The sequence below is a fragment of the Pseudomonas sp. L13 genome, from assembly GCF_009935965.1.
In the GTDB taxonomy this organism is placed as follows: Bacteria; Pseudomonadota; Gammaproteobacteria; order Pseudomonadales; family Pseudomonadaceae; genus Aquipseudomonas; species Aquipseudomonas lactis.
The window spans coordinates 1-604 of sequence record NZ_QODJ01000161.1 but is presented as its reverse complement, the minus strand read 5'-3'; the positions used below and the strand labels follow the sequence as shown (position 1 = coordinate 604).

The window sequence follows — 604 nt, the reverse complement described above, 5'->3', positions numbered from 1 at the left end:
GAGGCCCCACTAAGTCTCCGACATAGCGCTGTCGCGCATCAAACTGGTTCATCGTAAGGTTTAAGAACGCGTGCGGGGCAAAGGCCGTAGCCAACACTGGTGTGACAGCACCCGAGTGGGAGAGTGGCCTGCACGGTATCGGCGTGGAGTCATTGTCGGCACAGCAAGCTGTGACCACGTATAAGAGAGTGAATCCGCTCGCCACCGTGTACCCCGCACGCGTCATTCAATCCTGCGAGGAATTGTCATGACGCGCAAGAACCAAAAGCGTTTTGAGGTTATCCATCCCGACTGCGGTGCTGTTGATGTGGGCGGGCGTGAGCATTTGGCCGCTGTTGATCCGACGAAATGCGATGAGCCCGTTAGGCGCTTTTCTACCTTCACTGATGATTTGCATGCCATGGCCGATTGGTTTGAGTCCATGGGCGTCAAGGTGGTGGCGATGGAGGCGACCGGGGTTTATTGGATCCCGCTCTTCGAGATTCTGGATAGACGCGGTTTTGAGGTTTACCTCGTTAACTCCCGTGCAACTCGGCAAATAACCGGGCGCAAGTCTGATGTCCTTGATTGCCAGTGGATACTTCAGCTTATGACGCACGGTCTG

At 55.5% G+C, this 604-nt stretch carries 1 protein-coding gene; it reads left to right on the top strand.

The features are described from left to right. Positions 1 to 247: 247 nt before the first annotated feature. A partial coding sequence (locus DK871_RS28480; protein WP_161907480.1) for a transposase occupies positions 248 to 604 on the top strand: 357 nt, incomplete at its 3' end.